We start from the raw sequence: 21,778 nt of genomic DNA, 5'->3' as shown, positions 1-21,778 counted from the left end.
CGGTGTCCTCTTCCAAGATGGATCCCATGGCGACGAACGAACGGTCGGCCGTGCCCACGTCGGAGGGAACCGATGACGTGACCACGACCGTGTCGGATGCACGACAGCGGCGCCAGCGGGAATTCGCCGACGCCGACGAGGTCGCTCTGCACATCGGCGGTGACTGTCTGCGCGACGGACCGGTGGGCACGGTGGGGCTGGAGATCGAAGCCCACTGCTTCGACCTCGCCGATCCGATGCGACGCCCCGGGTGGGATCGGCTGAGCGACGTGATCGCCACCGTTCCCGCTCTGCCGGGTGGCAGCGCCATCACCGTCGAGCCCGGTGGCGCCGTCGAGCTGTCCGGGCCGCCGCTGGAGGACGCGCCGCGCGCCATCGAGGCGATGCTCGCCGACCGGCGAGTGCTGACCGCCGCATTCCGGGAGGCCGGTCTCGGACTGGTCCTGCTCGGTGCCGATCCCCTGCGGCCGGCCCAGCGCGTGAACCCCGGTGGTCGGTACCGCGCCATGGAGACGTTCTTCCGCGCGAGCGGCACCGAGGCGGCGGGTGCCGCGATGATGACGTCGACGGCCTCGATCCAGGTCAACGTCGACGCGGGACCTCGCGACGGGTGGACCGAGCGGGTGCGCCTGGCCCACGCGCTTGGACCGACAATGATCGCCGTCGCCGCCAGTTCACCGCTGCTGGGCGGGGAGTCCACGGGGTGGCGCAGCGCCCGCCAACGGGTGTGGAGCCGGCTCGACTCGGCCCGCTGCGGTCCCATCCTCGGCGCGGGCGACGACGACCCGGTCAACGACTGGGTGCGATACGCGCTCAATGCGCCGGTGATGCTCGTGCACGATCCCGAGCCGACGGCGGTGACCGACTGGGTGCCGTTCGCCGACTGGGCCGACGGCCGGGCACCACTCGGCGGTCGTCGCCCCACGGAGTCCGATGCCGACTACCACCTGACCACGTTGTTCCCGCCCGTCCGGCCCCGAGGATTCCTCGAGATCCGATATCTGGACAGCGTGCCCGACGGCGTGTGGCCTGCAGTGGTGTTCACGCTCGCCACCCTGCTCGACGACCCGGTCGCCGCAGACGTCGCCGCCGAGGCCACCGAACCGGTCGCCACCGATTGGGACCGCGCGGCCCGCGACGGACTGGGCGACCCGCACCTGCACTGCGCCGCCGTCCGATGCGTGACCGCTGCCGCCGAACGCGCTCCCGCGGAATTGGCATTCTCGATGGCACGACTGGTCGATCGGGTGGAACGCGGACGCAGCGCCGCCGACGACTTCGACGAGAGCGTCGCAGAACTCGGAATAGCCGGCGCCACGATCCGGCTCGCGACGGAGGACGAATGACTTCACGCGAGGTACTCGCCCGGGAACTGAGCCGTGCGCGGGATCGAACGCTGCGGATCGTGGAGTTCGACGACGCCGAGCTGCGGCAACAGTACGACCCGCTGATGAGCCCGCTGGTGTGGGATCTCGCCCACATCGGCTGGCAGGAAGAGCTATGGCTGCTGCGCGGCAACGATCCCCACCGGCCGGGGATGCTGGCACCGGACGTCGAGCGTTGCTACGACGCGTTCGCCAACCCTCGGGCGGGCCGGGTCGACCTTCCGCTGCTCCCGCCCACCGACGCCCGGTCCTACTGTGCGACGGTGCGGGACAAGGTGTTCGAGAGCCTCGACGCGCTGCCCGAGGACGGCGACGAGTTCAGGTTCGGTCTGGTCGTCAGCCACGAGAACCAGCACAACGAGACCATGCTGCAGGCGCTGAACCTGCGTTCCGGGCCGGCACTGCTGGGCGCGGGTACCGCGCTGCCCGCCGGTAGGCAGGACGTCGCAGGGACGTCGGTCCTGGTGCCGGGCGGCGAGTTCGTCCTCGGCGTCGACGCCGTAACCGAACCGCACTCCCTGGACAACGAGCGCAACGCACACGTCGTCGACGTCCCGTCGTTTCGGATAGGCACCGTGCCCGTCACCAACCGGGAATGGACCCACTTCGTCGCCGACGGCGGTTACCGCGACCAGCACTGGTGGTCCGACCGCGGCTGGGAGCACCGGGAACGGGCCGGCCTCGAGGCGCCGCAGTTCTGGGGGGCCGACGGGACGCGCACCAGGTTCGGCCACGTCGAGCAACTCCCCGGCGACGAACCCGTGCAGCACGTCACCTTCTTCGAGGCGCAGGCGTACGCAGCCTGGGCGGGAGCGCGGCTGCCCACCGAGGAGGAGTGGGAGAAGGCGTGCGCGTGGGACCCGGTTGCCGGCCGGCGCCGCCGCTTCCCCTGGGGGGCCACCGAACCCACCGCCGCGCTGGCGAACCTCGGCGGCGAGGCGCTGCGGCCCGCCCCCGTCGGGGCCTACCCGGCCGGTGCGTCGGCCTACGGTGTCGAGCAGATGCTCGGTGACGTGTGGGAGTGGACCACGTCCGACATCCGGCCGTGGCCGGGCTTCACGCCGATGCTCTACGAGCAGTACACCCAGCCGTTCTTCGGCGGCGACTACAAGGTGCTGCGCGGCGGATCGTGGGCGGTGGGCGCCGACATCCTGCGGCCGAGCTTCCGCAACTGGGACCACCCCATCCGCAGGCAGATCTTCTCCGGCGTCAGGCTGGCCTGGGATGTGTAGACACCTCGGCTGGCTCGGCGCGCCCGTGTCGGTGGCCTCGTTGGTGCTCGACCAGCCGTACGGCCTTCGCGTGCAATCGTATTCGCCGCGCAGGCAGAAGAACGGCCTGATGAACGCGGACGGCTGGGGGGTGGGCTTCGTCGACGCAGGCGAGGTCAGACGCTGGCGCAGCGCGGCCCCCCTGTGGGGCGACGCGTCGTTCGCGTCGGTGGCTCCTGCGCTGCGCAGTGAGTGCATCGTCGCGGCCGTCCGCTCCGCGACCATCGGCATGCCCATCGAACCGTCCGCGTCGGCCCCGTTCACCGACGGCACCTGGCTGCTCTCGCACAACGGCGTCGTCGACCGCAGCGTGCTGCCGCTGTCGGCCGCTGCCGAGTCGACAGTCGACAGCGCGCTGCTGGCCGCGCTGATCTTCGACCGAGGACTGGACGCGCTGGGCGCCACGATCGCCGCGGTCGGCGCCGACGATCCGAACGCGCGCCTGAACATCATCGCCGCCAATGGTTCTCGCCTCCTCGCCACGACGTGGGGCGACACGCTGTCGATCCTGCGGCGCGACGACGGCGTGGTGGTGGCGAGCGAACCCTATGACGACCACCCCGACTGGCAGGAGGTGCCGGACCGGCACCTCGTCGACGTCGGAGCCGGTCGTGTGACCTTGACCGCTCTGGAAGGAGCTTGAATGTCCATCACCCTGTCCAACTACCTGGCGGCCGACGCCGCGGCCACGGCCCTGCGCCGCGACGTGCGCGACGGTCTGACCGGCTCGCCGAAGTCGTTGCCGCCGAAGTGGTTCTACGACGCCGTCGGAAGTGACCTGTTCGACCAGATCACCCGGCTGCCCGAGTACTACCCGACCCGCGCGGAGGCCGAGATCCTGCGCACCCATGCCGCCGCCATCGCCGCGGCCGCGGGTGCGGACACCCTCGTGGAACTGGGCAGCGGGACCTCGGAGAAGACGCGAATCCTGTTGAGCGCCATGCGTGACGCGGGCTCACTGCGCACGTTCATCCCGTTCGACGTCGACGCCAGCGTGCTCACCGCCGCCGGCGAGGCGGTGAGCACGGAGTATCCCGGCGTCGACGTGGACGCCGTCTGCGGCGACTTCGAGGAGCACCTCGGCAAGATCCCGTCCGGCGGCCGCCGCCTGGTGATCTTCCTCGGCTCCACCATCGGCAACCTCACCCCCGGACCGCGCGCGGAGTTCCTCACCGCGCTGTCCGACAGCCTGGCCCCCGGCGACACCCTGCTGCTCGGCACCGATCTCGTCAAGGACACCGGACGCCTGGTACGCGCCTACGACGATGCCGCGGGCGTCACGGCGACGTTCAACCTCAACGTCCTGTCCGTGGTCAATCGCGAACTCGACGCGGACTTCGATCCGACCGCGTTCGAGCACGTCGCCAAGTGGAACGAGTCCGAGGAACGCATCGAGATGTGGCTGCGGTCCCGCACCGCGCAGCGCGTCCGGATCGCCGCACTGGACCTCGACGTCGACTTCGCCGACGGCGAGGAGATGATCACCGAGGTGTCCACCAAGTTCCGGCCCGAGCGCGTCCGCTCCGAACTGGCGGCGGCGGGACTGACGCTGCAGCACTGGTGGACCGACGCCGCAGGCGACTTCGGCCTGTCCCTGTCGACCAGGTGACCACGGCCCTGGCCGACCGGTGGCGCGCCGCGCGACCCCCGGTCGCGGGCGTCCACCTCGACAGCGCGGCGTGCTCGCGGCAGAGCTTTGCGGTGATCGACGCCGCCGCCCAGCACGCCCGGCACGAAGCCGAGGTGGGCGGGTACGTGGCAGCCGAGGCCGCGGCCCCCGTCCTCGAGGCGGGCCGCACGGCGGTCGCGGCGCTGACCGGATTGGACGCCGACGACGTCCTGTTCACCACGGGCGCGACCGATGCGTTGGACCTGCTGCTCGGCGACTGGCGCGGGGAACGCACGGTGGCGTGCCTGCCAGGCGAGTACGGGCCGAACCTCGCGGTGCTGGCACGGCACCGCTTCGAGGTCCGCCGGCTGCCGGCCGACTCCACCGGCCGCCTCGACGTCGACGCCGTCGCGGCGTTCCTCGACGACGACCCGCCTGCGCTGGTGCATCTCACCATGCTCGGAAGTCACCGTGGCACGGTGCAACCCGCCGGCCCGCTGGCCGCGGCCTGCCGTTCCGCGGGCATCCCGCTGGTCGTCGACGCGGCGCAGGCCTTCGCCCACCTGGACTGCGCGACCATCGGCGCCGACGCGATCTACACGTCGTCGCGCAAGTGGACGGCGGGTCCGCGCGGGGTGGGCATCCTCGCAGCCCGGCCGGGCCTGCTGTCCGACGAGGCGCTCGCCGTCCTGGCGCACCGCGAGGTGAACCTCGCTGCGCACGTTGGTCTTTCGTTGGCACTCGGTGAGCACGTGGCGGCTGGGCCCGAGCTGATCCACCAGCGGCTGGTCGAGGTCGGTGCGATGACCAGGTCGGTGCTCGCGGGCGTCGCGGGCTGGCGGGTCGTGGAGCGGGCCGACGAGCCCAGTGCCATCACGACGTTGACGCCTCCGGACGGCGCCGACGGCCGCCGGCTGCGCGAGCGGCTGATCGCCGAGTACCGCATCGTGACCACCTACGCCGGGGTGGAGCGAGCCCCGGACGAGATGACGACGCCTGCGCTGCGGGTCTCGCCGCACGTCGACGTCACCGCCGACGACCTCGAGTCCCTGGCCCGGGCGCTGACGGAGATCGGCGCCTAACCCGGCTTGTGCGCGGTGAGTAGCAGCGCGGGAAACTTCATGCGCCCCTTGTCGTCTCGCGGGTGATCCGGGCCGGGCAGTTCGACGCCCGGTGGTGGCGTCACGGTGTTGGCGTGGATGAACGCGGGCCGGACCTCGGCGACCGCCCAGTACTTGCCGACGACGTCGCGCAGTTCGTTCTCATCGACTTCGTTGGGCTTGGTGGTCCACTCGGCCGGGAAGGCGCCCCGCGCGAACACCAGCACGAAGTACGTCGCGCCCGGTGCCGCTGCCCTGAGGATGGCCTGCAGGTAGCCGTCGCGCCCCTCGACGGGCAGCGAGTGGAACAGCGTCGAGTCGATGACGGTGCTGAACCGCCCGTCGAAGCCGGTGAACGAGGTGATGTCGTCGGCGACGAACGTGGCAGTCGTCAGGTTGCGGCGTGCGGCGGCCTCGCTCGCCGCCGCGATCGCGGTGGGGGACAGGTCGATCCCGACGACCGTGTAGCCGTCCGCGGCCAGGGCCAGGGACAGTTCGGCGTGCCCGCAGCCGGCGTCGAGCACCTCGCTGCGGACCTTGCCGTCGTGGATCAGCGCCGCCAACTCCGGTTGGGGTTCGCCGATGTTCCAGGGCGGCGGGCCGCCGAGGTCGCCGGTGCCCCGGTAGGCGCCGTCCCAGTCCATGTCGTCGGTGTTCATGGCGTCGGTCATGGCACCCAAGGTACGCGTGAGAACTCACCCCTAGGAGGGGCCGTCCCAGCTGTGCACCGGTTCGTTGGAGTGCATCCGCTCGCAGTACAGCCTCAACATCTCGGCCAGTGCCCGCGGTCGGTCGAGCCCGCGCTCGTGCAGCGCGTGAACCGTCTCGACTTGCCACGCCGCGCCGTTGCGGCCGGTCTTGGCGCGGCCCTCGATGACGCCGAGGAAGCGTTCCCGGACCTCGGTCGCCACACCCCACCGGCGCAGCCCCTCGTGGGCCATCGGCAGCAGCTCGCGCAGCACGAGTTCGTCGGGCGTCACCTCGCCGACGCCGGGCCAGTACAGCCGGGCGTCCATCCCGTGCCGGGCGGCGGAGGTGAAGTTGTGTTCGGCCGCAGCGAAACTCAGCTTGGTCCACACCGGCCGTTCGTCCTCGGCGAGGCTGCGGAGCATGCCGTAGTAGAAGGCCGAGTTCGCGAGCATGTCGACCACGGTTGGGCCCGCGGGCAGCACCCGGTTCTCCACCCGCAGGTGTGGCCGCCCGTCGACGACGTCGTACACCGGCCGGTTCCACCGGTAGATGGTGCCGTTGTGCAGGCGGAGTTCGGACAGGGTGGGGGTTCGTCCGGCGGCGAGTTCGGCGACCGGGTCCTCGTCGGACAACTCGGGCAGCAGCGACGGGAAATAGCGGACGTTCTCCTCGAACAGGTCGAAGATCGACGTGATCCACCGCTCGCCGAACCACACCCGGGGCCGGACACCCTGGGTCTTCAGTTCGTCGGGCCGCGTGTCGGTGGCCTGGGCGAACAGCTCGATGCGCGTCTCCGACCACAGTTCGTGGCCGAAGAAGTACGGCGAATTGGCCCCGAGCGCGAGTTGCGGCCCGGCCAGCACCTGCGCGGCGTTCCAGTTCTTCGCGAAGTCGCCGGGTGAGACCTGCAGGTGCAGCTGCATGCTGGTGCAGGCGGACTCGGGGGCGATTGTCGCGGTCCCGACGTTCAGGCGCTCGGGACCGTGGATGTCGATCTGGATGTCTTCGCCGCGGGCGGTGAAGATGGAGTCGTTGAGCGCCTGGTACCGCGTCGACTCGCTCATCCAGGTGCCGGTGAGGTGCTCTGGCATCAAGGTGGGCAGGATGCCGATCATCACGATGTGCGAACCGTCGGCGTTGGCCTTGGCCTCGGCGGCATTGAGGCTCGCACGTACCTCCGTCTCGAGTTCCAAGGCCGACCGGCCCGGCAGCGGACGGGGCGGCACGTTGAATTCGATGTTGTAGGCGCCCAATTCGGTCTGATAGGCCGGGTCGGCGATCGAGGCGAGCACGTCGGCGTTCGTCATCGCCGGCTGATAACCGGCGTCGACGAGGTTGCACTCGATCTCCATGCCGGTCATGGGCCGCTCGAAGTCGAAGCTCGACTGGGCGAGCATCGTCTCGAACACGTCGAGGCTCAGCGCCACCTTGCGGCGGTACTCCTGCCGGTGCGCCCGGCTGAACTCCGTCTGCGTGACTTCTTCACCCACCCCGTGAGCCTATCGGCGCGCGGTGCCGGGCGGTCCACTTCGACGAGTGCCGCCGCTCGTCTTCTCGCACTGCTTCCAGAAGCTGGTGAACGAGGCGTACGACTTCTCGGGCACGTCTGGGAACATCCGTGGCATCTCGTCTGCGGTACCGCGCCAGTGCGGCACCGAGGGATGCCGGGCGAAGTACACGTCGTCACCCAGGTCGAGATCGTCGAACTCGGCGACCACGACGGCCGCGCCGGGGATCTCGCGGGCGCAGCGCACGAGGTAGTCGGTGACGTGCGGGGCGACCGGGAAGCGCGCGAACCAGCTCGGCTCGAGCAGGACGATGCGGTTGGCGTCGAGGTCCCGTCGCCAGGACGCGTTGAGCCAGAACGAGTGGTACAGCACCGTCGGCTTGGCCGGATCGATGGTCACCGGGTCGCTCGGCGGCGGCGCCCACGCGAGGTCGAGGTCGGCGCGTTCGGTCAGACGGTCGGGGACGGCCATCTCGGCCAGTTCGCCGTAGCCGACGTCGATGATGCTGCCGTGCTGTACCAGCGGCGAGTACTTGTTGACGTTGGACTGCGCGGGCACGTACTTCTTGTGGCTGTTCGTGCCGGCCACCCACTGCCAGGACAGGCTGTTGCTGGCCGGGTCGCCGTCGAGCAGGTGGTAGTACAGCCACTGGCTGGGTTGCCACCAGTGGGTGCGGGCGACGTTGCAGATCAAGCCCGACAACCACATTCGCGCGTGGTTGTGCATGTAGCCCGTGTCGTAGAGGGTCCGGATCGCGTCGTCGAGCGCGTCGACCCCGGTGTCCGCCTCGAGCACGGCTCGCGGCATCCGCCGTGAGCTGACGGGGTACTGCGACCGCTTGACGTCGCTGAAGATCCCGTCGCCGAGGAACGTCCACTCCCGCTGCCAGTACTCACGCCACGCCAGCTCGAAGACGAACTTGGACGCCTGGCTCGGCGTGTGCCGTTCGAGGACCTCGTCGCGCACCTCGGGCAGCGTGACCAGCCCGCGCGTGAGGAACGGGGAGATCTCGGTGCCGCCGTCCGTGTGGTTGCGCCGCCGGGCGTAGCGGGCGGCGTCGATCTGGGCGACGCGGGCCAGCACCTCGTCGCGGGACACCGGAAACTGCTGCACGATCCGAGCGTAGGCGTCGGCCCCGACAGCCCCCGGCGGTCAGCGTCGCGTGGCCACCATGACCTGCGGGCTCAGCAGCCCGCCGCGCAGCTCGACGTCCGCGCCCGCGTGGTCGGCCAGCGCCCGCAGGGCCGAGGGACTGTAGGACCGCAGCGAGCTGATGACGCCGTCGTGCACGAACGGCACGAACGGCGCCAGCGGCAGCATCGTCGCCAGTCGGACCAGGTGCAGCGGAGCGGGCGGCCGGGGCAGGTCGATCACCAACAGCTTGTGCGCGACGCGGGTGCCCTCGGCGATCGCGCGCGACGCGTCGGCGGGCGGGAGGTGGTGGAACGACAGCGCGAACACCGCCAGCGCGAAGTGGCCGTCGGGGGCGTCGATCGCGGTCGCGTCCATCGCGCGGACCACGGCGCGCGGATCGTCGCCCAGTGGTCCGGCGGCGATGGCGGCCACCGAGCCGGGCTCGAGGTCGGTGACGGTCAGCTCCGCCGTCGGGTGCATCTCCAGCAGCTTCGCCGACAGCCCGCCGTGTCCCGAACCCAACTCCAGGATCCGGGGGTCGGGGACGTCGGCGACCTCGTCGAGCGCGATCGCCGCGAACCTCTGGTGGTTGCCGAACAGTTCGCCGGTCCGTTCCAGGGCCCGCACGACGCTGCGCTTGATGGCGGGATCGACGTCGTCGCGGTCGAGGTACTCGGTGCAGTCGGTCTGCAGCCGGCGATCCAGGCACGACGCCCTCGGTCCGCCGCGGGGCATGCGGTCGACGTCGATCACGCGCGTACTCGTGGCCACGGTGCCTCCCCTCAGGAGGGGCCCAAGAACCCCGGGAGGCGAAAGTCCGGGGGGATGGTGAAGAGTTCGGGGATCTCCGGGCGTTCGGTGGGCTCCGTCTTCCCGTCGCGGTAGACGGCCGTGCCGACGTAGGTCCCGTTCTCGTAGGTGTCGTAGTAGAAGTGGCCCGTGACGATGTACTGACAGACCGAGCGTTGAACGCCCTGCTGGACGTCGGTGACGAGAACGCCGCCGAACTCGGGGGACTCGCACTGAGCCCGCAGGTCGGCGCCGGGCTGGGTCGGATTGGGCTCGGCGTGGGCGGCCGCGCTCAGGACCAGGGGTGCGACGGCACACGCAGCCACGAGCGCAGCGACCCGACGTACGGCAGTGGTCATAATGGACGGCACCTTTCACGTCGCAACGGCGAACCCGACCCCGTGCACGCTACCGGCGTCGACCGTCGGGCCCGTGCGCTTCAGCGGCAATGCCCACCTGGTCGTCCGAGACGGCGAAAGCCGGCGCTCGGCGCATCCCCTACGGTGCGAACCCTGCGGGGAGTTCGATGTCGTCGACGGCGAGGTTCTCCTCGAGGTGCGCCACCGAGGACGTGCCGGGGATCAGCAGGACGTTGGGTGCCACCGACAGCGTCCACGCCAGGGCGATCTGCGCCGGTGTGCGGCCGAGGTCGGCCGCGGCCTGCTTCACTGCGGGATTGCCGAGCACCGGGTTGTCGGCGGAGAAGCCCGAGCCCAGCGGGAAGAACGGCACGAACGAAATGCCGTGTTCGGTCGTGAGGTCGAGCACCGGCTGCGACGACGTGTCGACGAGGTTGTAGGCGTTCTGCACGGTGACGATCTCCGTGCGGTCGAGCGCGATCTTCAGGTGCTCGACGGAGACGCTGGACAGGCCGATGCCTCCGATGAGGCCCTCGTCGCGGGCGGCGATCATCGCGGTCAGCTGGCGGTCGAACAGGTCGCGCTGCACTGGTCCGACGGAGTTGGGATCGCCGGAGTGGATGCGGAGGTTGACCGCGGCGAGGCGGTCGGTCTGCAGGGTGCGCAGGTTCTCCTCGATGTCGGCGCGCAGCTCGTCGGGTTCCTGGGCGGCGTTCCAGTTGCCCTCGCCGTCGCGGCGGGCGCCCACCTTGGACACCAGCGCAAGGTTCTCCGGGTACGGGTGCAGCGCCTCGCGGATGAGTTCGTTGGCGACGTCGGGGCCGTAGAACTGCGCGGTGTCGATGTGGTCGACACCCAGCTCCACCGCCCGCTTGAGCACCGCGATCGCCTGGTCGTGGTCGCGGGGAGGCCCGGAGACGCCGGGGCCGGGGAGCTGCATGGCGCCGAAGCCCACGCGCTTGACGGTGTAGGAGCCGATGTGGAAGGTCGTCATGCTCTTGACTACCTCGAAGGCGGTGGGTGTATTCCGGGTTCCGGGCGATTCGTGGAGTCTGAGCGGCGGTGAGCGCCGCTCAGACTCCACAACCGGCGTGCTACTCGGTTTCGCCAAGGATCTGATAAACCTCGCGACGGGCGTTGTTGACGATGTCGAGGATGCGCTGCTGCTGCTCGGACGAGCCGGCGTGCGCCGACTGGGCGATGGCGCCCATCAGCTGGCCGACCGCGCTGCGCAGATTGGCCGCGTTGGGGTCGGCGCCCTCGGTGATCTCGTCCCACGGAGCCGTTTCAATCTTCTCCGCAGCGGCGCGGCCGTCGTCGGTGAGCGCGAAGGACTTCTTGGTGCCGCCGGCCTCGGTCGAGACGATCAGGCCCTCGTCGACGAGGAGCTGCAGCGTCGGGTAGACCGAGCCGGGGCTGGGCTTCCACAGCTGCTGACTGCGCTCGCCGATCTCCTGGATCATCTCGTAGCCGTGCATGGACCGCTCGGTCAGCAGGGTCAGGATCGCCGCGCGCACGTCGCCGCGCCTGCCGCGTCCGCCGCCACGAGGTCCGCCGCGTCGTCCGCCGCGACCGCCGGGGCCGAAGCCGAAGCCCGGGCCGGGTCCGCCGGGGCCGAAGCCACCGAAGCCGGGTCCGAACGGACGCTCGCCGCGGTGTTCGCGGACGTGGTCACGGAAGTCGCGGCGGGCCTGCCTGCGCTGTTCGTGCAGCGCACGCCGTTCCGCCGGGGCGAAGCCGAAGCCAGGACCGAAGCCGGGGCCGAAGCCGGGGCCGAACTCGGGGCGGTCGCCGAAGGGTCCGTCATGGGATGTGAATGGGGTGTTCATGGGTGTTCCTTCTTTCGAGAGGGAAGCACGGTGTGCGCTTCCGATACGTTGACGATATATCGGAAACTATCGCGATGCAACGATTAAGCCGAGGGCGAAATCGAGATGCGTTCGTCGATCGCGCTGACCAGCCACTGCGCCCACCGCTCCTCCATCGCAGCGTCGCGCAGCCCGAACTCCAGTGCTGCGCGCCCGTAGAAGTCGGCGTCGTCGGCTCCCCACTCGAACGAATCCCGTAGGTGCTGGAGGCGTGCCAGCTCCGACGCGGCGTGTTCGGCGAAGTCGACGGCATACGTGCGGGCGGTCTCGGCGGGCAGTTCCCCGAGCAGGAAGACGCGCAGCAGATCCGGCCGCCGCATCGGTGGATCGGCCTCGGGGGCGGTGATCCAGCGGACGAGTTCGGCGCGGCCGGCCTCGGTGACGCGGTACTCCTTGCGGCCGCGGGGCCCGATGTCGGTGACCTCGATGAGCCCACCGTCGGCGAGTTTGTTCAGCTCGCCGTACAGCTGGCTCTGGGTGGCGGGCCACACGTTCGCCATCGACAGCTCGAACCGGCGCAGCAGGTCGTATCCACTACCGGGATGCTGGGCGAGGAGGCCGAGGGCAGCGAAGCGAAGACTCACCGGGAAAGCGTACGGCCTGACATGTCAGTCATGACATGTCAGGCCTCGGCAGTGTGTCGTGTCGCGGAGGTCAGACCGGTTCGGCCGTCTTGTCCGGGTCGATGAGCGTGGCCCCTTCGGCCACCCGAAGTGCCGTCATCCGCCACGGTCCCCGCGTCGCCAACACGTAGTAGATGGCGAAGGCCACCCCGCAGCCGATGAACCAGCTGTACTGGGCGGCGCCCGCCATGCCGAAGACCACGCCACCCAGCAGCACCGGGGTCATGGCCAGGATCGCGCCGACCAAGGTTGCAGCCACTGCCGCGGGGTTGTACCCCTTCGCGTACCAGTAGTTGCCGGTCTCGCTCATCGTGAACAGGTCGTCGACGACGATCTTCTGCTTGCGGATGAGGTAGAAGTCCGCGATCAGCACGCCGAACAGCGGACCGATGAACGCCCCCAGCGTCTCCAGCGTGTAGTGGATGACTTCGGGGTTCCCGTAGAGGTTCCACGGCGTGAGGAGGACGGACCCGACCGCGGCGATCATGCCGCCCATCCGCCAGCTGATCTTCTGCGGGCTGACGTTCGAGAAGTCGAACGCGGGGCTGATGAAGTTGGCGACGATGTTGATGCCGATGGTGGCGATCGCAAACGTCAACGCGCCCAGAATGATCGCGGTGACGCTGTCGATGCGGGCGACCGTGGCGACCGGGTCGGTGATCAGCTCGCCGAACACCGGGACCGTCGCTGCCGCGGTCACGACCACCAGGAGGGAGAACACCAGGAAGTTGATCGGCAGGCCGAGGAAGTTGCCCTTCTTGACCGCCTGGTAGCTCTTGCCGTATCGGGCGAAGTCGCCGAAGTTCAGCATGGGTCCGGAGAAGTAGGAGACGACGAGGGCGATGGCGCCGAGCATGACGACCACTGCGTTGCCTTGCTTCTCACCGCCGAGCGACAGGCTGACGTGCCAGCCGGACTTCCACAGCAGGTAGCCGCAGAGGATGAACATCACCACGTAGACGGCGGGTCCGCAGAAGTCGATGAACTTGCGGATCGACTCCATGCCGCGCCAGAAGACGCCCGCCTGCAGCACCCACAGCAGCGTGAAGCTGCACCAGCCCAGCAGTGACAGCCCCGTGAAGCCGTACTGCTCGACGTCCGCGTACGGCATGAGGCCCGGAAAGAGCTTGAGCAGCACGATGTCCAGGGCCGCCGACGCCAGGTAGGTCTGAATTCCGTACCAGGCCACTGCGATCAGTCCGCGGATGATGGCCGGGATGTTGGCGCCGAGCACCCCGAACGAACTGCGGCACACCACCGGGTACGGCACGCCCGCCAGTTGGCTCGGCTTGGCGACGAGGTTGCACAGGAAGTACACGATCACGATGCCGACGAGCAGAGCGATCAGGACCTGCCAGCTGGCCAGACCCAGCGCGAACAGGCTGCCCGCCGTCACGTAGCCGCCGACGCTGTGCACGTCGGACATCCAGAACGCGAAGATGTTGTACGTCGACCACGACTGCTTCGCCAGCGGCGCCAGATCCTCGTTGGTCAGTCGCGGGTCGTAGTGCTCCTTGATGAGGCCGCCGCCGACGGGATGGCCCGCCGCCTCGACGACGTCGCCCGCGCCGACGGTGGCGCTCGGTGGGAGATCACGGATGTCTGTCATGGCTGCGTCCTGTCCATCGAGCAAGGAGATGAACGGAACGTAGCGTCGGTGTGTTTCGCCGCCGTTGCGCCGAAATCATATTTACGCGGCGCGTGACACGAGCCGCGAGCAGTCATGAACTCCCCTGTTTCGGTACCAAGGAGGGGAGTTGGCGTCTGCTCGCGGGGTGCACGCCACATCCCACCATTGACATGTCATACATGGAATGTCAGTGTGAAGGTCAGCCCAGCCCGAGGAGTCCGTCATGACCGAGACCGTGAACCCGCCGACCACCGATGCGACCCTGCCCGAAGACGGACAGGCCTTCGGCGTCGGCAACTATGCCCCCGTACCCGACGAGCTGACCGAGTACGACCTCGACGTCGAAGGCGCCATCCCGCCGGACCTCGACGGCTGGTACCTCCGCAACGGGCCCAATCCGCGTCAGGCGGAGGGTCACTGGTTCACCGGCGACGGGATGATCCACGGCGTCCGCGTCGAGGACGGACGGGCCAAGTGGTACCGCAACCGGTGGGTGCGCACCGAGAGCTTCGTCGATCCGTTCCCGCTGTACCGGGAGGACGGCACGCGCAACCTACGCTCGAGCGTGGCCAACACCCACGTCGTCAACCACGCGGGCAAGACGCTCGCGCTGGTCGAGTCGTCGCTGCCCTACGAGGTCACCAACGACCTCGAGACCGTCGGCGTCTACGACTTCGGCGGCAAGCTCGTCGACTCGATGACCGCGCACCCGAAGATCTGCCCGACCACCGGCGAGTTGCACTTCTTTGGATACGGCAACATCTTCGAGCCCTACGTCACCTATCACCGCGCGAACGCCAAGGGCGAGTTGGTGATCGACCGCCCCATCGACGTCCCGGCGATGACGATGATGCACGACTTCGCGATGACCGCCGAGCACGTCGTCTTCATGGATCTGCCCGTCGTCTTCGACGTCGACGTGGCGGCCGCGGGCGGCATGCCGTTCCGCTGGGACGACGGGTACGGAGCGCGGTTCGGCGTGCTCCGCCGCGATGACCCCTTCGGCGAGGTGCGGTGGTTCGACGTCGAGCCCTGCTACGTGTTCCACGTCGCCAACGCGCACGACACGGTCGACGGCCTCGTGGTGCAGGCCGCCCGATACCCCGAATTGTGGCGCGACGCAGCCGACTTCGACGTCGACGCCGTCATGTGGTCGTGGACCATCGACCTGGCGTCCGGTCGGGTGACCGAGCGTCAACTCGACGACCTCAGCGTCGAGTTCCCCCGCATCGACGACCGGCTGGCCGGGCTGCCCGCGCGCTACGCGGTATCCGTCGCGAAGAACGGTTGGGTGCGCCACGACCTCGGCACCGGTGCTGCCGTCGCACACGACCTCGGGGACGGCGGCCCCGGCGAGGCGGTGTTCGTCCCCGCGCCCGGTCCGGCGGGGGAGAGCAACGGCTACTACCTCGGCTACGTCTACGACCCCGGCCGCGATGGCAGCGATCTCGTCATCCTCGACGCCGCCGACTTCGCGGGCGATCCGGTGGCCAGGATCAAGCTGCCCACCCGCGTGCCCTACGGATTCCACGGCAACTGGATCGGCGCCTGACAGCGGATCTGCAGCCCGGGCCGTTTATCGTGACCGGATGGCAGTCAAGTGGATGGCCGATCCGGAGGCCCATGACTACGACGCTGCCGCCGACTACCTGAGCCTGATCGCCGAGGCGGCGGCCGTCGAGGCGACGGTGGGCGCGCTGAAGGTCGCCGACTCCATTCACCGCAAGGCGAAGGACATCTTGCGCGCCGCGTGCCTGGCGCTGCTGCCGGACACCAACGTGCGGGTCCGCAGCGACCTCGGCAAGATCAGCGATGGCAAGAAACTGTCTCCGATCCTGCTCGTGCGCGGTGACTTTCGCACCAACGCGCCGTTGCAGATCGCCGACGGCTACCACCGCGTGTGCGCCAGCTACCTCACCGACGAGAACACCGACATCCCGTGCCGGCTCGTGTCTTGGCAGTCCTGATCGGCTGACGTGCCGGGGTTCGGGTTCGACACGCTGGCGCTGCTCGTCGTCGTCGGCATGGCCGGTCCGCTGCTTACGGCGGTACCGCGCCTGGCCATCCCGGTCATCATCGGCGAACTGGCGGCCGGAATGCTGATCGGCCGAACCGGATTCGACCTCGTCGACACCACCGATCCCACGTTCGTCCTGCTCGCCAACATCGGGTTCGCGCTGGTGATGTTCGTCGTCGGCACCCACGTCCCCGTCCGCGACGCGTCGCTGCGCACGGGCATCGGCAGGGCCGTGCTGCGGGCGGTTCTGGTCGGCGCGGTCGCCGCCGTGCTCGGCGTCCTGATGGCCCACCTGTTCGACACGGGTCACGCCGCGCTGTACGCGGTGCTGATGGCGTCGTCGTCGGCCGCCGTCGCGCTGCCCATCATCGACGGACTCGGCCTCGACGGTCCGCCGGTGCTGTCGGTGAAGGCGCAGATCGCGGTCGCCGACGCCGCCTGCATCGTCCTGCTGCCACTGGTGATCAACCCCGGACGAGCCGCCGGCGCCGCGCTGGGTGCGCTCGCCATCTCGGCATCGGCGGCGGTGCTCTACCTGGTGCTGCGCCGATTCGACCGGGACGGCACGCGGGACAGGGTGCGGAAGTACTCGAAACGGCACGGCCTCGCGCTGGAGCTACGCATCAGCCTGATCCTGCTGTTCGCGCTGTCCGCCCTCGCCGCCACCACCCACGTGTCGATCATGCTGGCGGGTTTCGCGCTCGGCCTGGTGATCAATGGGATCGGGGAACCGAAGCGGCTGGCGCGGCAGCTGCTCGGCATCACCGAGGGCTTCTTCGGGCCCCTGTTCTTCGTCTGGCTCGGCGCGTCGCTTCGTGTCCGCGAACTCGGCGACCATCCCGCCTTCATCGGTTTGGGCGTCGCGCTCGGCCTCGGCGCCGTCCTGGCCCACGGGTTGGGAAGGCTGGTCGGCCAACCACTCCCGCTGGCGGCGATGGCTGCCGCGCAACTCGGCGTCCCGGTCGCGGCGGCCACCCCCGGCACCGAGCAGGGACTGCTGGCACCGGGTGAGCCGTCGGCTCTGATCCTGGGCGCGCTGGTCACGATCGCGGTGACCTCGATCGCCGGCGCGGTCGCGAAACGCGGTCAGGCCGCGGCGGCGCGGTAGGCGGTCGGGCTGGTCCCGTAGGCCCGCTTGAACGCGCTGCTCAGCGCGAACGGCGTAGCGTAGCCGACCTCGTGGGCGATGGCGGCGATCGTGGAGTCGCCCGACCGCAGCATGTCGGCGGCCAGCGTCAACCGCCAGCCGGTGAGGAAGGCGATCGGTGACTCTCCGACGCGATCGGCGAACCGGCGCGCGAAGGCTGCGCGTGAGGTGCCCACGGCGGCAGCGAGATTGGCGACCGTCCACGGGTGCCCGGGGTTGTGGTAGATCAACCGCAGAGCCGGCCCGACCACGGCGTCGCGCTCGGCGTGCCACCACGCCGGGGCATGCGCGTCGCGGTCGAAGCGGGTCCGTAGGACATCCATCAGCAGGAGGTCGAGCAGCCTGTCGAGGAACGCCTCCTGGCCGGGTCCCTCCCGTCCGGCCTCGTCCGCGAGCAGGTCGACGAGCGGAGTGTGCCAGTCGTCGCCGCGGAGGACGAACAGCGTCGGGAGTGCCTGCAGCAGGCGGGAACTCACCTCGCTGCCACCGTCGTACGTCGCGACGATCGCGCGGTCGGCACCCGCCGCCGAGTTGCCCCAGGTGCGTACGCCCACCGACATCTCGAAGCGGAGGTCCGCGCCGTTCAGCGTCGTGCACCGGTTGCCGGGGTGGATCACCACCTGTGGTTCGGTGTCTGCGGAGTCGGCGAACCGGTAGTGCTCGGTGCCGCGCGCCACGGCGACGTCACCCGGGGCGAGGTCCACTCGCGTGCCCGACGCCGTGACGATGACGGCCGCGCCGTGGGTGACGCAGATCAACGTCAGCGGTGCATCGTCCCGGATGGACATCGACCACGGCGGGTCCAGCGACATCCTGAGGATGAAGGCGCCGCGGGCGCGCACACCGTCGAGCAGACCTCCAAGCGCATCCATGATCGAAATGTAGACGCTGACGTATGAAGGAGAGACGGTGATCGATGGATCGTCTCGCCGAGGGCAGGTGGACTGTACCCATGACCTCGAGCCCCTACGTCCTCGCGACCGCCGCCGCTACCCTCACCGCGGCCGCCGTCGGCGGTCTGTTCCTCGCCTTCTCGACGTTCGTCATGGCCGGGCTGGACCGCGCGGACCCGGCCGACGCGATCGCCGCCATGCGTGCGATCAACGCCGAGGCCCAGGCGAAAGCGCCGTTCCTCACCCTGTTCTGCGGTGGCGCGCTACTGGCGGTCGTCGTCGGCGTCCTTGCGGCACTGAGGCTGTCGACGCCGGGAGCGGGCTACGTCCTGGCCGGCGCGTGCCTCGGCGTCGTCGCCTTCATCGTGACGGTGGCGTTCAACGTCCCGTTGAATGACCGACTGGACGCGGTCGATCCGGCCGCGGTGTCCGGGGCCGACGCGCTGCGCGACTGGACTGCCTACTCAGGGCCGTGGATCGCGTGGAATCACGTACGGACGGTGGCGCCACTGGTGGGGTCGGCGTTGATGCTGACGGGCCTTCTCCACCACCGTTGAGCCGGTGGCTGCGGAACGCCAGGGCGACCACGACGGCTGCGATGAGCACCAGGACGCCGGCGATGATCGACGTCGGAGCGATGCCCGAGTCGAAGGCCGTTCGCGCAGAGTCCATCAGCGAGTCGGCTTGAGCCGGCGGCAGCTGCGTCGAGACGGCAGCCGCACCGCTGATGCTCTCGGCCGCATCGGCGGTCTGCACCGCCGACAGGCCGGCGGGGACGTCGACGTTGGCGCGGTAGAACGCGGTGAAGATCGTGCCCAGCGTGGCCGTGCCGACGACGGCGCCCAGCTCGTAGGCGGTCTCCGACACCGCGGACGCCGCACCGGACTTCTCGGCCGGCACCGACGCGACGATCGTGTCGTTGGTGATCGTCTGCGAGATGCCGACGCCGATCTCCAGCACGATGAACGACGCCACCACGGCGGCGATCGTCAGGTCGTGGCGGAACAGCAGGATCATCCCGAACCCGACGGACACCAGGACGAGTCCGACGATCATCAGCTGGTGCGGCGCGAACCAGCGGACGAACCGCACCACGGTGATGCCGGCGATCATCGACAGCACCGCGCCCGGCAGGGTCACCAGTCCGGCGGCCAGCGGGCTCAACCCGAGGACGAGCTGCAGGTGCTGGGACACGAAGAAGATGAATCCGATGAGGCCGACGATCGACAGGAAGTTGGCCAGTACCGACGACGCGAACGGCGCATGGCGGAACAGCGTGATGTCGAGCATCGGTGTCGCCGTGCGCATCTGACGCCGTGCGAAGAGGACGCCGGACCCGACGGTCACCGCGAGCGCGGCGGCCACGGTCCACGACGGACCGTCGTGTGCGGCCGTCTTGACCGCCCACACCAGCGGGAGCATCGTCGTCAGCGACAGCAGCACGCTGAACGAGTCGACCGGGCCCGGGTTCGGGTCCTTCGACTCGGGCACCAGGCGCGGCGCGAGGATCAGCAGCGGCAGCAGGATCGGCACCGCGACGAGGAAGACCGCGCCCCAGTGGAAGTGCTCGAGCAGCACGCCACCGACGATCGGCCCGAGGGCGGAGCCGGCCGTGAAGAACGACGCCCAAATGGCGATGGCCAACCGGCGCGAGGACGCGTCGGCGAAGATGTTGCGGATCAGCGACAGCGTCGACGGCATCAGCATCGCGCCGAAGAAGCCGAGCACGGCGCGCGCGCCGAGGAGTGCTTCCGCGCTGGGCGCGAAGGCGGCGGCGACGGACACGACGGCGAAGCCGCTGGCACCGATCATCAGCAGGCGGCGGCGTCCGAACCGGTCGCCGAGGCTGCCCATGGTGACGAGCAGCGCGGCCAGGACCAGCGAGTAGACGTCGATGATCCACAGCTGCGTGGTCGCCGGCGGGCGGAAGTCCTGGGCGATGCTGGGCAGCGCGAAGGCGAGGATGGTGTTGTCGACCGCGATCAACATCACGGGCAGCAACAACACCGCGAGCGCCACCCAGGCGCGTCGCGGCGTGTGGACGGACGTCGTCACGACGTCTGACCGGGAAGACATTGGTTCTCCTGAAATCGGGTGTAGCGGATCAATCGGACGTGATGGTGCCGCGGGTCAGACTGGCCATGATGGCGTCGACCACCTGTACGCGGGGCGTGCCCATGTTCGCGGCCTCGTAGCCGGCGTTGAGCAGCGCCCAGAAGACGAGGCGCGGCCAGCACGGCGGACCGGCCGTGCCCTGTGTCGCGACGCGGTCGAGCACCGCGACGATCGCCTCGTCGCCGGTGTCGAGGATCGCGGCCAACTCCTTGTCGGCCTGCAGGCTCGGTTCGGCGTAGACGAACGGCACGATCGGGCCGAGGTCGAGCTGGCTCTCGACGACGCGTCGCAACGCCTCGATGGCGGGCCCGCAGTCGGGTTCGGCGTGGGCGATGGCCGCGTTGCTCAGCTCGTGCACGTGCAGCGCCACCGCCTTGAGCAGCTCCGAGCGCTCCGGGAAGTAGCGGTGCAGCGTGCTGCGGCCCACCTCGGCGGCCGAGGCGATGTCGGCGAGCGACGCCGTGCCGTTCTCGGCGAGCACGACCATGGCGGCCTCGAGGATCGCCCGGCGTGTCCGCGTGCGGGGACCGCCTTCGGTCGACAAGGGAGCAGCCATGTCGTCCAATGTAGCACTCATGGTCCAGAATGGGACATTGGTGTCCCACCTGTTGGCCGATGCCGCGCCGCGAGTGTGAACGTCACGACGGTTTCGGCGCTCAGGCGTCGCCAGGTTCACACTCGGCGACGGTGACGGGTGGGTCAGTCCGGCGGCGCGAAGCCGGGCGGGCCCGGGGAGGCCGACGGCGGTGAGGCACGCGGCGCGGGCGCCCACTCGACGCCGGGCGGCGGGGTCGCAGGCGGTGGGTAGCCCGTGGGTGTCCAGGGTGCCGGCGACCCACCCCGCGCGCCCCCGGCGGGCGGGGCCTGCGCCGCCTGCATCCGGGCGATTTCGCGCCGGTGGCGTTCGGCCAGCACCGCCGCGAGCACCAGCTGCGGCGGCGTGCCCGGCGGCGGGGGCGGGGACGTCTGCGCGAGCACCTCGGCGGCGATCCGGTGCGCCATCCCATCGCGGACCGCGGGCTGCAGCTGCGGCGCGCGTGAGAGGAACTGCCGCGCCCTCTCGGCAGGCTCGGCGCCCAGCCCGGACAGCTGCAGCGTCGACGCCCACCACGCCAGCTGCGGCGGCATCACCGGCGGCGGACCCAGCCGCGGCGCGCGCTCACTGATCACCATCGTGCCCGCGAACACGTCGCCGATGCGCTTGCCGCGTGGGGACACCAGACTGCAGATGACGGCTGGGCCGCCGGTCAACATCCAGATCTCGACGAACCCGGACAGCGCACGAAACAGGGCCTGCCGGAAGCGTTCCGGGCCGCCGTCGTCGGAGACCACGCGCAGACCCATCACGACCTTGCCGAGCGAGCGGCCGCGGGTGGCGGTCTCGACGATGACCGGGTAGCCGACGACCGCCAGCACGGTGAAGACGATGAGCACCGCGGCGGAGAAAGCCGTGTCGAGGTCGGCCAGCGTGGTGGCCCACAGCACGATCCCGATGAGGTAGACGATCATCACGACGGTGACGTCGATCAGGGCCGACAGTGCGCGGACCGGCAACTGGGCGATCTGCACGTCCAGGACGACGGCGTCGCCGGTCACCATCGGTTCGGGCACGGCCACCATGGCAGCCAACGCTACTAGGA

At 69.9% G+C, this 21,778-nt stretch carries 21 protein-coding genes and 1 pseudogene; 9 read left to right on the top strand and 13 right to left on the bottom strand.

Features of this window, described 5'->3' with window-relative positions; all coding sequences use genetic code 11:
* Positions 1 to 26 precede the first annotated feature (26 nt).
* From egtA to egtE, 5 genes are read left to right on the top strand one after another with little or no spacing between them, the layout of a single operon-like run.
* Complete coding sequence (gene egtA / locus G6N64_RS02390) at positions 27 to 1,346, top strand: ergothioneine biosynthesis glutamate--cysteine ligase EgtA (RefSeq protein ID WP_163795440.1); 1,320 nt, start codon at positions 27 to 29, stop codon at positions 1,344 to 1,346.
* The gene (gene egtB / locus G6N64_RS02385) at positions 1,343 to 2,617 is read left to right on the top strand and encodes an ergothioneine biosynthesis protein EgtB (protein ID WP_163795439.1); all 1,275 of its coding nucleotides are present in this window, start codon (positions 1,343 to 1,345) and stop codon (positions 2,615 to 2,617) included. The genes egtA and egtB overlap by 4 nt, the downstream gene beginning before the upstream one ends.
* Positions 2,610 to 3,299 (top strand): ergothioneine biosynthesis protein EgtC, encoded by a 690-nt coding sequence (egtC, locus tag G6N64_RS02380; protein ID WP_163795438.1) that lies wholly within the window; start codon positions 2,610 to 2,612, stop codon positions 3,297 to 3,299. Before egtB ends, egtC begins: the two co-directional genes overlap by 8 nt.
* A complete protein-coding gene (gene egtD / locus G6N64_RS02375; RefSeq protein ID WP_163795437.1) occupies positions 3,300 to 4,265 on the top strand; it encodes an L-histidine N(alpha)-methyltransferase in 966 nt (321 codons plus the stop codon).
* Positions 4,262 to 5,347 (top strand): ergothioneine biosynthesis PLP-dependent enzyme EgtE, encoded by a 1,086-nt coding sequence (egtE, locus tag G6N64_RS02370; RefSeq protein ID WP_163795436.1) that lies wholly within the window; start codon positions 4,262 to 4,264, stop codon positions 5,345 to 5,347. The genes egtD and egtE overlap by 4 nt, the downstream gene beginning before the upstream one ends.
* Here the strand turns inward: egtE and G6N64_RS02365 are convergent.
* The 9 genes from G6N64_RS02365 to G6N64_RS02325 all read right to left on the bottom strand — a co-directional run bounded on the left by G6N64_RS02365 (position 5,344) and on the right by G6N64_RS02325 (position 13,945).
* Positions 5,344 to 6,036 carry a class I SAM-dependent methyltransferase gene (locus tag G6N64_RS02365; RefSeq protein WP_246230893.1) on the bottom strand — a complete coding sequence of 231 codons (693 nt, stop codon included), beginning with the start codon at positions 6,034 to 6,036 and terminating at the stop codon, positions 5,344 to 5,346. The two genes, egtE and G6N64_RS02365, sit on opposite strands and share 4 nt — an antisense overlap.
* Positions 6,037 to 6,066: 30 nt before the next feature.
* Positions 6,067 to 7,545, bottom strand: coding sequence for a glutamate-cysteine ligase family protein (locus tag G6N64_RS02360; protein ID WP_163795435.1), 1,479 nt, complete (start codon positions 7,543 to 7,545; stop codon positions 6,067 to 6,069).
* Between the two features lie 9 nt (positions 7,546 to 7,554).
* Positions 7,555 to 8,676 carry an FAD-binding domain-containing protein gene (locus tag G6N64_RS02355; protein WP_163795434.1) on the bottom strand — a complete coding sequence of 374 codons (1,122 nt, stop codon included), beginning with the start codon at positions 8,674 to 8,676 and terminating at the stop codon, positions 7,555 to 7,557.
* A gap of 39 nt (positions 8,677 to 8,715) precedes the next feature.
* Positions 8,716 to 9,432: a class I SAM-dependent methyltransferase gene (locus G6N64_RS02350; RefSeq protein WP_163801377.1), complete on the bottom strand. Its 717-nt coding sequence runs from the start codon at positions 9,430 to 9,432 to the stop codon at positions 8,716 to 8,718.
* A 47-nt stretch (positions 9,433 to 9,479) separates the two neighbouring features.
* The gene (locus G6N64_RS02345; protein WP_163795433.1) at positions 9,480 to 9,845 is read right to left on the bottom strand and encodes a hypothetical protein; all 366 of its coding nucleotides are present in this window, start codon (positions 9,843 to 9,845) and stop codon (positions 9,480 to 9,482) included.
* Between the two features lie 139 nt (positions 9,846 to 9,984).
* Entirely contained in the window at positions 9,985 to 10,839 is an 855-nt protein-coding gene (locus G6N64_RS02340) for an oxidoreductase (protein ID WP_163795432.1), read from the bottom strand.
* A 100-nt stretch (positions 10,840 to 10,939) separates the two neighbouring features.
* Positions 10,940 to 11,674 carry a PadR family transcriptional regulator gene (locus tag G6N64_RS02335; protein ID WP_163795431.1) on the bottom strand — a complete coding sequence of 245 codons (735 nt, stop codon included), beginning with the start codon at positions 11,672 to 11,674 and terminating at the stop codon, positions 10,940 to 10,942.
* A gap of 83 nt (positions 11,675 to 11,757) precedes the next feature.
* Positions 11,758 to 12,297 (bottom strand): PadR family transcriptional regulator, encoded by a 540-nt coding sequence (locus G6N64_RS02330; protein ID WP_163795430.1) that lies wholly within the window; start codon positions 12,295 to 12,297, stop codon positions 11,758 to 11,760.
* A 70-nt stretch (positions 12,298 to 12,367) separates the two neighbouring features.
* The gene (locus G6N64_RS02325) at positions 12,368 to 13,945 is read right to left on the bottom strand and encodes an NCS1 family nucleobase:cation symporter-1 (RefSeq protein ID WP_163795429.1); all 1,578 of its coding nucleotides are present in this window, start codon (positions 13,943 to 13,945) and stop codon (positions 12,368 to 12,370) included.
* A gap of 244 nt (positions 13,946 to 14,189) precedes the next feature.
* Here G6N64_RS02325 and G6N64_RS02320 point away from each other — a divergent pair, with 244 nt between their 5' ends.
* From G6N64_RS02320 to G6N64_RS02310, 3 genes are read left to right on the top strand one after another with little or no spacing between them, the layout of a single operon-like run.
* Positions 14,190 to 15,518, top strand: coding sequence for a carotenoid oxygenase family protein (locus G6N64_RS02320; protein ID WP_163795428.1), 1,329 nt, complete (start codon positions 14,190 to 14,192; stop codon positions 15,516 to 15,518).
* A 37-nt stretch (positions 15,519 to 15,555) separates the two neighbouring features.
* Positions 15,556 to 15,933, top strand: a complete 378-nt coding sequence (locus G6N64_RS02315) for a hypothetical protein (RefSeq protein ID WP_163795427.1) — start codon at positions 15,556 to 15,558, stop codon at positions 15,931 to 15,933.
* A gap of 57 nt (positions 15,934 to 15,990) precedes the next feature.
* On the top strand, positions 15,991 to 17,091 hold the full coding sequence (locus G6N64_RS02310; protein ID WP_163801376.1) for a cation:proton antiporter: 1,101 nt from the start codon (positions 15,991 to 15,993) through the stop codon (positions 17,089 to 17,091).
* On the opposite strand, the gene G6N64_RS02305 is transcribed toward G6N64_RS02310, so the two are convergent.
* Entirely contained in the window at positions 17,070 to 18,002 is a 933-nt protein-coding gene (locus G6N64_RS02305; RefSeq protein WP_163795426.1) for an AraC family transcriptional regulator, read from the bottom strand. The two genes, G6N64_RS02310 and G6N64_RS02305, sit on opposite strands and share 22 nt — an antisense overlap.
* A 44-nt stretch (positions 18,003 to 18,046) precedes the next feature.
* Here G6N64_RS02305 and G6N64_RS30120 point away from each other — a divergent pair.
* A pseudogene (locus tag G6N64_RS30120) lies at positions 18,047 to 18,490 on the top strand (anthrone oxygenase family protein); the annotation flags it as partial.
* Here the strand turns inward: G6N64_RS30120 and lfrA are convergent.
* The 3 genes from lfrA to G6N64_RS02285 form a co-directional block, all read right to left on the bottom strand.
* The gene (gene lfrA / locus G6N64_RS02295; protein ID WP_246230892.1) at positions 18,402 to 20,099 is read right to left on the bottom strand and encodes an efflux MFS transporter LfrA; all 1,698 of its coding nucleotides are present in this window, start codon (positions 20,097 to 20,099) and stop codon (positions 18,402 to 18,404) included. The pseudogene G6N64_RS30120 and the gene lfrA overlap by 89 nt on opposite strands.
* Before the next feature lie 28 nt (positions 20,100 to 20,127).
* Positions 20,128 to 20,694 carry a TetR/AcrR family transcriptional regulator gene (locus tag G6N64_RS02290; protein WP_163795424.1) on the bottom strand — a complete coding sequence of 189 codons (567 nt, stop codon included), beginning with the start codon at positions 20,692 to 20,694 and terminating at the stop codon, positions 20,128 to 20,130.
* A gap of 143 nt (positions 20,695 to 20,837) precedes the next feature.
* Positions 20,838 to 21,758 carry an RDD family protein gene (locus G6N64_RS02285; RefSeq protein WP_163801375.1) on the bottom strand — a complete coding sequence of 307 codons (921 nt, stop codon included), beginning with the start codon at positions 21,756 to 21,758 and terminating at the stop codon, positions 20,838 to 20,840.
* Between the last annotated feature and the right edge of the window lie 20 nt (positions 21,759 to 21,778).

The organism is Mycolicibacterium sediminis (assembly GCF_010731735.1).
In the GTDB taxonomy this organism is placed as follows: domain Bacteria; phylum Actinomycetota; class Actinomycetes; order Mycobacteriales; family Mycobacteriaceae; genus Mycobacterium; species Mycobacterium sediminis.
This window is presented reverse-complemented; position numbering and strand designations above follow the sequence as displayed.